General features: G+C 64.9%; 7 protein-coding genes and 1 pseudogene. 7 read left to right on the top strand and 1 reads right to left on the bottom strand.

Features of this window, described 5'->3' with window-relative positions:
• From GSQ83_RS31610 to GSQ83_RS07940, 6 genes and pseudogenes are all read left to right on the top strand, one after another.
• Positions 1–82: pseudogene (locus tag GSQ83_RS31610) on the top strand (F0F1 ATP synthase subunit delta); the annotation flags it as partial.
• Positions 83–1,618: a F0F1 ATP synthase subunit alpha gene (atpA, locus tag GSQ83_RS07960; RefSeq protein WP_158802328.1), complete on the top strand. Its 1,536-nt coding sequence runs from the start codon at positions 83–85 to the stop codon at positions 1,616–1,618. It begins immediately after the preceding pseudogene.
• Between the two features lie 26 nt (positions 1,619–1,644).
• Entirely contained in the window at positions 1,645–2,526 is an 882-nt protein-coding gene (locus tag GSQ83_RS07955; RefSeq protein ID WP_158802327.1) for a F0F1 ATP synthase subunit gamma, read from the top strand.
• 25 nt (positions 2,527–2,551) lie between these two features.
• Positions 2,552–3,973 carry a F0F1 ATP synthase subunit beta gene (atpD, locus tag GSQ83_RS07950; RefSeq protein ID WP_158802326.1) on the top strand — a complete coding sequence of 474 codons (1,422 nt, stop codon included), beginning with the start codon at positions 2,552–2,554 and terminating at the stop codon, positions 3,971–3,973.
• Positions 3,974–3,987: 14 nt separating this feature from the next.
• Positions 3,988–4,398, top strand: a complete 411-nt coding sequence (atpC, locus tag GSQ83_RS07945) for an ATP synthase F1 subunit epsilon (protein WP_158802325.1) — start codon at positions 3,988–3,990, stop codon at positions 4,396–4,398.
• 268 nt (positions 4,399–4,666) lie between these two features.
• The gene (locus GSQ83_RS07940) at positions 4,667–8,938 is read left to right on the top strand and encodes a glycosyltransferase (RefSeq protein WP_158802324.1); all 4,272 of its coding nucleotides are present in this window, start codon (positions 4,667–4,669) and stop codon (positions 8,936–8,938) included.
• On the opposite strand, the gene GSQ83_RS07935 is transcribed toward GSQ83_RS07940, so the two are convergent.
• Entirely contained in the window at positions 8,881–9,624 is a 744-nt protein-coding gene (locus tag GSQ83_RS07935) for a FadR/GntR family transcriptional regulator (protein ID WP_158802323.1), read from the bottom strand. The two genes, GSQ83_RS07940 and GSQ83_RS07935, sit on opposite strands and share 58 nt — an antisense overlap.
• A gap of 207 nt (positions 9,625–9,831) precedes the next feature.
• Between GSQ83_RS07935 and GSQ83_RS07930 the strand changes: the two genes are divergently transcribed.
• Entirely contained in the window at positions 9,832–10,608 is a 777-nt protein-coding gene (locus tag GSQ83_RS07930) for an SDR family oxidoreductase (RefSeq protein ID WP_158802322.1), read from the top strand.
• Positions 10,609–10,654 lie beyond the last annotated feature (46 nt).

Genomic DNA, 10,654 nt, shown 5'->3' with positions numbered 1-10,654 from the left:
CAAGCCCGGCGCCCGCCTCTACGACACCAGCCTCAAGTCGCGCCTACAGCGACTGCAATACGCGATGAAGGGAGCCGCCTAAATGGAGATCCGCCCGGCAGAGATCTCGGAGATCCTGAAGAAGCAGATCGCCAGCTTTGATACCGAGGCCAATGTCGCTGAGACAGGCCAGGTGCTGAGCGTGGGCGACGGCATCGCCCAGGTCTTCGGATTGCAGAACGTAATGGCCGGAGAGCTGGTGGAATTCCCCGGCGCCGGTCTCAAGGGCATGGCCCTCAACCTCGGCACCGACAGCGTCGGCACCGTGATTTTCGGCGATGACAGCCGCATCCGCGAAGGCGATACCGTCGTTCGCACCGGCGACATCGTCGATGTGCCCGTCGGCAAGGCCCTGCTTGGCCGCGTGGTCGATGGCCTCGGCAATCCGATCGACGGGCGTGGCCCCATCGAGACCACCGAGCGCCGCCGTGCCGAGGTCAAGGCGCCAGGCATCATCCCGCGCAAATCCGTGCATGAGCCGATGCAGACCGGCATCAAGTCGATCGATGCGCTGATCCCCATCGGTCGCGGCCAGCGCGAGCTGATCATCGGTGATCGCCAGACCGGCAAAACAGCGGTCATCATCGATACCTTCATCAACCAGAAATCTGTCAACGCGACGGATGACGAGAGCCGCAGGCTCTATTGCATCTATGTCGCGATCGGTCAGAAGCGCTCGACGGTCGCGCAGCTTGTCCGCACGCTCGAAGAGAATGGCGCGATGGAATATTCCATCGTCGTCGCCGCCACCGCTTCGGAACCTGCGCCGCTACAGTTCCTGGCGCCCTACACCGCCTGCGCCATGGGCGAATATTTCCGTGACAACGGCATGCATGCGCTGATTGCCTATGATGATCTGTCCAAGCAGGCCGTCGCCTATCGCCAGATGTCCCTGTTGCTGCGCCGCCCGCCGGGTCGCGAGGCTTATCCGGGCGACGTCTTCTACCTGCATTCCCGCCTGCTGGAACGCGCCGCCAAAATGTCGGACGCCGAAGGCGCCGGCAGCCTGACCGCACTGCCGGTCATCGAGACGCAGGCCGGTGACGTCTCCGCCTATATCCCGACGAACGTGATCTCGATCACCGACGGGCAGATCTTCCTTGAGACGGAGCTGTTCTTCCGTGGCATCCGCCCCGCCGTGAATGTCGGCGTCAGCGTCTCCCGCGTGGGTTCCGCGGCGCAGATCAAGGCGATGAAGCAGGTTTCCGGCCGCATCAAGCTGGATCTCGCGCAGTATCGCGAGATGCAGGCCTTCAGCCAGTTCGCGTCCGATCTCGATCCGGCGACGCAGAAACTGCTGGCCCGTGGCGCACGTCTGACCGAATTGCTCAAGCAGCCGCAATACCATCCGCTGCCCGTCGAGGAAGAAGCCGTCGTGCTGTTCGCCGGCGTGCGCGGCCTGGTCGATCGCATCGCGGTCGGCCGGATCGTGGAATTCGAGCGTCACTACGTCTCGGAACTCAAGGCGCGCGAGCCGGGTATTCTGGAATCGATCCGCAACGATCGTGAGATCAAGCCGGATGTTGATAAGAAGCTGACGGATTTCATCACCAAGCTTGTTGACGGCTTCATCGCTTGATGGCGGAGCGGGGCGAGATCTGACCGATGCCGAGCCTGAAACCCCTCCGCAACCGGATCAACAGCGTCAAATCGACGCAGAAGATCACGAGCGCGATGAAGATGGTCGCAGCCTCTAAGCTGCGCCGCGCCCAGGCGCATGCCGAGGCGGCGCAGCCTTACGCGGACCGGATGAGCCGGATGCTGCGCGCACTCGCGGCCAGCATGGCGGCGCAGAGCGGCAACGAGGCGCCTTTGCTGATGGCCGGCAATCCGCGCAACCGCACGCATCTCGTCGTGGTGATCACCGCCGATCGCGGCCTGGCGGGCGGCTTCAACAGCAACGCCTCCCGCACCGCTCGCGCCCTCGTTCGCAGGCTGGAAGGCGAGGGCAAGACGGTCAAACTACTGACGGTGGGCCGCAAGGGCCGCGATTACTTCCGCCGCGAATATGCCGACCGCATGGTCGATACGCCTGAGGCCGGAGTCCGCAAGCGTCCTGAATTCGCGGATGCCGAAGCGGTGTCGCAGCGCATCCAACAACTGCTTGCCAGCGGCGAAGTGGATGCCGTGACGCTGGTCTATAATCACTTCGCGGGCGTGATGAGCCAGGTGCCGACCGAGTTGCAACTGGTGCCGCTGGCAATGGAAGACGCGAAAGTCGATCCGAACGAGGCGCCCTATGAGTTCGAGCCGGACGAGGACGAGATCCTCGCCCGTCTGTTGCCGCGTGCGCTCGGCGTGCAGATCTATCGCGCCATGCTGGATAGCGAGGCCGGTTTCTACGCGGCGCAGATGACGGCGATGGATGCCGCAACGCGCAATGCCGGCGACATGATCAAACGCCTGACGTTGACCTATAACCGCGCCCGTCAGGCGAATATCACTTCGGAGCTGATCGAGATCATCTCCGGCGCGGAAGCGGTCTAAAGCAGCTTCGGAACGGAATCGGGAAATGGCGAATAACTCTGTCGGCCGCATCACGCAGGTTCTGGGCGCCGTCGTGGACGTGCAGTTCGAAGGCGAGCTGCCCTATATCTTCAACGCGCTCACCACCAAGATCGGCGACCGCGAGCTGGTATTGGAAGTCGCTCAAGAACTCGGCGAGCACACGGTGCGCGCCATCGCGATGGACACGACCGATGGTCTGGTTCGCGGCAGCGAAGTGACGGACACCGGCGCACCGATCTCCATGCCCGTTGGCCCGGGCACGCTCGGCCGCATCCTCAACGTCATCGGCGACCCGATCGACGAACGCGGTCCGGTTGAGGCCGTGAAGCGCATGCCGATCCATCGCGAGGCGCCGTCCTTCGAGGATCAGGCCGCGACGGCTGAGATTCTTCCGACTGGCATCAAGGTGGTCGATCTGCTGGCGCCTTACCTGAAGGGCGGCAAGATCGGCCTGTTCGGCGGTGCAGGTGTAGGCAAGACCGTGCTCATCCAGGAGCTGATCAACAACATCGCCAAGGAGCATGGCGGCGTCTCGGTCTTCGCCGGCGTCGGCGAGCGGACGCGTGAAGGCAATGACCTCTATTACGAAATGATGGACGCCGGCGTCATCAAGATCGATGGTGAGGGCTCCAAGGTGGCGCTGGTCTATGGCCAGATGAATGAGCCGCCAGGCGCCCGCGCGCGCGTCGCGCTATCGGGCCTGACGCTCGCCGAATATTTCCGCGATGACGAAGGCCAGGACGTGTTGTTCTTCGTCGATAACATCTTCCGCTTCACCCAGGCGGGCGCGGAGGTCTCGGCGCTGCTCGGCCGTATTCCTTCCGCGGTGGGCTACCAGCCGACGCTGTCCACCGACATGGGCGGGCTGCAAGAGCGCATCACCTCCACCAAGAAGGGCTCCATCACCTCGGTTCAGGCCATCTACGTTCCTGCCGATGATTTGACCGATCCCGCGCCCGCGACATCCTTCGCGCATCTTGATGCGACGACCGTGCTGTCCCGCTCCATCGCCGAGCAGGGCATCTACCCGGCTGTGGATCCGCTGGATTCCACCTCGCGCTCGCTCGATCCGCGCATCGTCGGTGAGGAGCATTACAACATCGCCCGCGAGGTGCAGCGTATCCTGCAGACCTACAAGTCGCTGCAGGACATCATCGCCATTCTCGGCATGGACGAGCTTTCGGAAGACGACAAGCTGGTGGTGGCGCGCGCCCGCAAGATCCAGCGCTTTCTCAGCCAACCCTTCCACGTCGCCGAGGTCTTCACCGGCAGCCCCGGCGTCTTCGTGCAGGTCGCAGACACCATCAAGGCCTTCAAAGGCATCTGCGCCGGCGAATATGACCATCTGCCCGAGAGCGCCTTCTACATGGTCGGCACCATCGAGGAGGCCGTGAAGAAGGCCGAATCGCTGCGCCAGACCGCCTGAGCCGAGGATCGCCGGTGCCCGTCGCCCTTGAGATCGTAAGCCCCGAGAAGCTGCTTGTGGCGCGGGATGTCGATATGGTCGTCATCCCCGCCTCGGAAGGCGATATCGGCGTCTTGCCCGAGCACAGTCCGATGATCGTGCTGCTGCGCGGCGGCGAGGTCATCCTCTACGAAGGCGAGCAGATCGCCGCGCGCTACTTCGTGACCGGCGGTTTCGCCGAAATCACCGGCGAGCGCTGCACTGTTCTCGCCGACATCGCGGAACCCAGCAGCAGCCTCAACCGAGCCGATGGCGAGCGGGACCTTCAGTCCGCCATGGCGGATCTGCGCGAGGCTGAGCGCGCCGGCGACGTAGCCGCCGCATCGGCCGCGACGGATCGCGTGCAGGTGGCTCAGGCGATTGTGGACATCGCCGGGCAAGGCTGAGGCTCCGTCGCCCGCCAGGTGAGGCCAGAGCCAAAGGCGATCCGCTGAAGCTTGATGAGCACACAGAGCGTGATGATCTAATATTCGACCGCGACCCAAGGGTCCGTCATGGCATGCGAAGGCATGCCATCCACGCTTGCCTTCGTGGAGCAAAGGCGTGGATGCCCGGCCTTCGCCGGGTATGACGTGGTGGGAGGAGCATCGCTCAACCCACGACATACTGCTCTAGCGTTTCCAAGCCAGCGCTAAGTTCGTATGAACTTCGGCCATGCATGCGCTTCCAGACGAAGAACGGAATCTTTCGGCCGACAGGAAGATCCTGAGCTTCCCGCGATCCTATAGCGAGCGCGCCGGGCTCTTCACCCCGATCAACGGGCGACCTGAGCGTCAAAGCCACAACGACGACGGTGCCCTGGACAACCGCATCGCTGGCATCGTCAACGGGCTGACCGATCGGAGCAGCCTCTCGCCCGAACGGCGCGCGGCGATCACGGACTGGCCCACGCAGTACCACCTCTCCTCCAAGCGAGCGAACCTGCTGCGGCCCTTCGCCGAGGATCTGCGCGGCAAGCGGGTGCTGGAAGTCGGCGCCGGTTGCGGCGCCATCACGCGTTATCTCGGCGAAACGGCGCGCGAAGTCGTTGCAGTCGAAAGCAACCCGCGTCGGGCTGAGATAATCCGCGCGCGCACCCGAGACCTCGCGAATGTCACCGTCATCAACGACAACCTCTTCGGTTTTACGCTTGAGGAACCAGCCGACGTCATCTTGCTCATCGGCATGCTGGAATATGCCGGGGTCTTTTTCGCCGGCCAGGAAGAGCCCGAGCGAGCGCTGCTCATCCATCTCGCGGGCCTGTTAAAGCCAGACGGATTATTGCTGGTCGCGGCGGAGAACCGGCTCGGCCTGAAACATCTCGCCGGCGCCGCGCGCGATCCTGTCGGTGCCCCCGATCTTGGCGATAGCGACAACACGGCAAGCGTCGCGGCTTTCGGAAAGAACGACCTGCAGCGGATGCTGCGAAGCGCGGGATTTGCGCGGCAGGACATCTATCTTCCTTTCCCTGACTACAAATTACCGAGCGTGGTCATCTCGCCGCTTGGCGCCGCGACACACGGCTTTGATCCCGGCGCCCTGGCGGCGGAGACCGTGCATAGCGATCAGCAGTCTCCCTTGGATCCTGCCTTCTCGCTGCAAAGGGCGTGGCCGGTGGTCGCGGGCAACGGCTTGCTTGCGGAATTGTCCAACGCCTTTCTCGTCGCGGCGCGTCCCACATCGCCAACCGCCGGGGAGCCAAGCAACGGCGTCCTGGCTTGGCATTATGCGCTCGACCGGCAGCCCGCCTTCATGAAAGAGACGGTCTTCGCGAAGCACGACGCCGCCATCCGCGTGAGCCGCCGCCCCCTGACGCTGACCGCCGCCGGCGACTCACCGATCATCCACGCCAATCCGGAAGAGGCTTACCTTCCAACGCGATCCTGGTGGTTCCGCCTGGTCGAGCTGTTCGGGCAGCCGGAATGGACCCTGGACCAGGTCACAGACTGGGCGAGAGTTTGGGTCGAGGCGCTGCTCGCCCGCATCGGCCAAGTCCCGCTTTCGGCGGAATCACTGGTCGAGGGCACGCATTTCGACGCGACACCTTTCAACCTTGCTGTGCTTCCCGAAGGTGCGCCGGTCTTCTTCGACCAGGAATGGCAAACTCGCGCGACGCTCCCGCTTGGCTTCGTGCTGGCCCGCAGTCTGCGGGAGTCGGTGCGGCGGGTGGAAGCCATCGCGCCACCTGCCGATCCGACGCTCGACACGGCCGATCGCATTGTGAGCGCGGTACTGACACAGCTCGGCTTTCTCATCACACCGTCTGATCTCGCACGTTATTCCGAGCTCGAATTGATGGTGCAGACCTGGGTCGGCGGGAAACTTCTACCCGAACACAACGCGACAATTGGCCATGTTTTCCAAAGACCTCTCCGATGGCATTTGCCCGCCGGTAGTCCCTGGCGACTTGCTCGCGTCGAGGAACTTGAAACCCAGCTTCGAGCCTCGGCCGCCGCGCTGTCGGAGATGGCCGCGCATTCCGGCGAACTCCGCCGGCTCTCCGAGGATGTCGGACGTCTCGCGGAGGATATCGCCCGGCGCGAGGCAGCCGCCCGCAGTCAGCGCGGGGAGATGCTGTTGCTCGCGGGTAATGTGAACCGCTTGCGTCTGACCGAGCGACGCGCGCAGCGCCAATGGCGCGAGGCCGCCGATCGGCTGGATACCGCCAACGAGCGTCTCGCAGCACAGGACATCCGGATCGCCGCGCTCGCGGGCTACGAGCAGACGGTCAAGACGATCTACGCCAGCACCACCTGGCGCGTGGTCGCTCCGCTCAACCGCATCGCGGAACGTCATCCGAGTTTCTTCCGGCAAGCGCGAGGAGCTGCCAAGATCCTCGTATGGACCGCGCGCGGCCAAGTTTTCTCCCGTCTCCGACAACGCCGCGCCGTAGCGGCGGGGGCCTGCCTGCCGTCACCATCTCCCACGCTGCCCGCGCTAGCACTGGTACCCGATCCCAAGGAGGCGATGGCCGCGCGACTGCAGAGCGGACTGCAGGATTTCCTCGACAGCGGCGAGCGGCTGGTTCTGCCGGCCGTGGAAAAGCCGCGACTCTCAATTCTCATTGTCTTGTTCAACAAGGCCTTCTTCACCTTGGGCTGCCTGCGGGCCTTGGCTCGGGACCTTGAGCCGGGAATGGAAATCATTCTGCAGGACAACGGCTCGACGGATGAGACCGCCGCATTGCTCGATCGCATCGATAATGCTCGTGTCCTGCGCAACGGCGGCAACCTGGGCTTTCTGCGTGGTGCCAACGCGGCGGCGGCGGCGGCGGGCGGCGAGTTCCTCCTATTCCTCAACAACGACGCCTTCGTGCATGCGGGCTCGATCGCGGCGGCGATCTCCATACTGGATCGGGAACCGGCAGCGGGCGCCGTAGTCGGCCGTCTCATCCATCCGGACCGGCGGCTACAGGAGGCAGGTGCCATCGTCTGGCGAGACGGCATCACCGAAGGCTATGCGCGCGGCCGGCCCGCCGACGCGGCCGAGGCGATGTTCCGACGCGTCGTGGACTACGGTTCCGGAGCCTTCCTGATGACCCGGCGCGACGCCTTCACGCGTCTCGGCGGTTTCGATGAACGATACGCTCCCGCCTATTACGAGGATTCTGACTACTGCCTGCGCCTGCGGGAAATCGGCCTCGCGACCGTCTACGAACCCATGGCGAGCGCCGATCACTTCGAGTTTGGCAGCCAGGCGGCCAGCGGCGAGGCGGAAGCGCTCATGCACCGCAACCGCCGCCGTTTCCGTGCCCGCCATGGCGCGGCTCTGGCCGGTCACTTGCCCGCACTTCCTGGCAACCGCCTCGCAGCACGGGTGCCGCCGGGCGCCAGCGGGCGGCGCGTGCTGGTGCTCGAGGAAAAAGTGCCGCATCGCCCGTACGGCGCTGGCTTCCCCAGGCTGCTGAGCGTGCTCAACGGCATGATCGCGCTTGGCTGGTCGGTGACCTTGCTCCCGCTCGACGAGCCGGAGATTGATTGGGAAGGCGCCTATACCGAACTCGACCCGCGCGTGGAGGTCCTGTCAGGCGGACTCGATGTGCTTGCCAGTCTTCGAGAGGAGCGCTGCGGCTTCTACGAAGTCCTCTTCATCAGCCGCCCCAACAACATGCAGCGTTTCCGCGATTTTGCCGAAACCTCGGGCCTCGACCTTTCCGGCATTCGCATCGTTTATGATGCCGAGGCTTTCGCTGCCCTGCGCGAAATGGCGCGACGTAAGCTTCACGGTGAGGCAGCAAGCGTCGAGGAGGCTGCAGCGCTGATCGAAACCGAGGCGGCGCTGGCCGCAGGCGTGGAATCCGTCACCGCAGTGAGCGAGGCGGAGGCAGCGCTGTTCCGCACTCATGCCCAAGCACCCGCCTATGTTCTCGGCGACACCGTCAGCCTCTCAATCGGTGCTCCGGACTTCGCTCAGCGGCGAGGCTTTCTTTTCGTCGGCCGCCTGCTCGAAACGGACTCGCCCAATTACGACAGCCTGCGATGGTTCGTGCAGGAGATATGGCCCGCGGTGCGGGCGATGCTTGGCCATGTCACGCTGACAGTCGCGGGCGCGCTATTCCCCGGAGCACCCGATCTCGCGGCGCCCGGTGTGGAACTGCTCGGCCAGGTCGAAGATCTCGAGCCGCTCTATGCCAGTGCTCGCATCTTCCTCGCGCCTACGCGCTTCGCCGCCGGCCTGCCGCATAAGGTGGTGGAAGCGGCGGCCGCCGGGCTGCCGACCGTCGCGACAAACCTCATCGCCGGCCAGATGGGCTGGCGCCACGGCGAGGAAATCATGAGCGCCGACCGGCCCGAGGATTTCGCCCAATCCTGCGCCAGCCTGTATGAAGACGAAACGCTATGGTGCCGTGTGCGGGATGGCGGCCAGACGCGCATCGCGGCCGAGCACAGTCAGGCGCGCTTCATCGCGACACTCGCCGCCGTATTGGACGGCACCGGCCAGAGCTGAAGATCCGCCGCCGCTACCCGCAACACCTCCCGCATCCCGCGATCCGCGCGCGCCGGATCGCGCAGCCGGATCGCCTCGACAATCTCGCGATGCGCCGAGGACGCGGCCTCCAGAGACAGTGCGGCGCCGCTCGACCGGCGAAAGGCCGCGAGCAGGACTGAGGAGACCGTCCCGGCCCATTGCAACAGGAAAAGATTGCCGCTCGCCCGCAGCACCGCGAGGTGGAAGTCGAGATCGGCCGCGACGCGCTCCTCCAGCGTTGGCGCCGATGCCATCCGGGTGAAGGCTTGATCGATGGCGGCAAGATCGGCGGCGCTCGCGCGGTCCGCGGCCAGCGCCGCCGCGCCTGGCTCGATGAGCCAGCGGCATTCCAGCAGGGCGCCCAGCATATCGGCATCCATGGTAGGACCGCACCAGGCGAGCAGCTCCGGATCCATGAGGTTCCAGCTCTCGCGCGGCAATACACGGGTGCCGGTGCGGGGGCGCACGCCGAGCATGCCCTTCGCCGTCAGCACCTTGATCGCCTCGCGCAAAGCCGATCGGCTGACCCCGAGTTCGGCGCTCAGGTCCTGTGTATTAGGCAGCCCCTCGCCAGGCGCGATGTCGCCCGACAGGATACGGCGCGCGAGCGTATCCACCACACTGCGATGCACACGGGGGCGTGGGCTAAGTCTGACTTGACTCAACGAATGATCCGAATATTGATCCGCTGCGGTAGCATACCGTTCCCGCCGTATAGGGAAAGGGCGGGATGCGGAGGAAGTCGATGAACTCCATCAGCGGGAACGTCCGCGCAGCATGACGGCCATCAAACTCCCCCCGGCAATGCTATTGGGCCCCTGCGTTGGTATCGAGGTCGGCCTAGCGGCGCCCTCAGAGACGGTGGGCTATTGATGGCGGGACGGCTGCAAGACAAGGTCGCCTTGGTGACCGGCGCTGGCCGGGGCATAGGCGCAGCGATCGCCTGGTGCTTCGCGCGCGAAGGCGCCGCCGTCGTTATCGCCGAGAAAGACCCCGAGACCGGCGCCGCTATGGCGGAACGGCTTCAGGAGCAAGGCGCACGCGCGCTCTTCGTCGAGATGGATGTAACCGCCCGGCGTGATGCCGAAACGGCGGTTGCTCAGGCGCTCGGCGCTTTCGGGCGGCTCGACACTCTCGTCAACAATGCCGGCATTAACGTCTTCCACGAGCCGCTCGAAACCAGCGAGGCCGAGTGGCGCCGCTGCTTCGCGGTGGACCTCGATGGCGTCTGGCACATGTGCCGCGCGGCACTGCCCGGAATGCTCGAGCAAGGCAGCGGTTCGATCGTGAACATCGCCTCCAGCCATTCGAGCACGATCATCCCCGGCACCTTTCCCTATCCGGTCGCGAAGCACGGTCTGCTTGGGCTTACCCGCTCGCTCGGCATCGAATATGCGGCGCGGGGCGTGCGGGTGAATGCCATCGCGCCCGGCTATATCGATACCTCAATCGCCCGCGACTATTGGGCGACCTTCCCGGACCCCGCCGCTGAAAGGGCGCGGGCTGAGGCGCTGCATCCGCCGAAGCGCATCGGGCGGCCCGAGGAAGTCGCCATGACCGCTGTTTTTCTCGCCTCCGACGAGGCACCTTTCATCAACGCCGCCTGCATCGCGATCGATGGCGGCCGGTCGGTCGTCTATCATGACTGAGCCAGCTTGGATCGCGTGCGCATTGGCGGCGCGCCATGAGACCCGC

This window comes from Acidisoma sp. L85 (assembly GCF_009765865.1).
In the GTDB taxonomy this organism is placed as follows: Bacteria; Pseudomonadota; Alphaproteobacteria; order Acetobacterales; family Acetobacteraceae; genus Acidisoma.
The sequence above is the reverse complement of the archived record's forward strand: the minus strand, read 5'-3'. Positions and strand labels throughout refer to the sequence as shown.

Coding starts and splice junctions, on each gene's coding strand:
- atpA (WP_158802328.1), top strand. CDS start 83: ATGGAGATCCGCCCGGCAGAGATCTCGGAGATCCTGAAGAAGCAGATC.
- GSQ83_RS07955 (WP_158802327.1), top strand. CDS start 1,645: ATGCCGAGCCTGAAACCCCTCCGCAACCGGATCAACAGCGTCAAATCG.
- atpD (WP_158802326.1), top strand. CDS start 2,552: ATGGCGAATAACTCTGTCGGCCGCATCACGCAGGTTCTGGGCGCCGTC.
- GSQ83_RS07940 (WP_158802324.1), top strand. CDS start 4,667: ATGCATGCGCTTCCAGACGAAGAACGGAATCTTTCGGCCGACAGGAAG.
- GSQ83_RS07930 (WP_158802322.1), top strand. CDS start 9,832: ATGGCGGGACGGCTGCAAGACAAGGTCGCCTTGGTGACCGGCGCTGGC.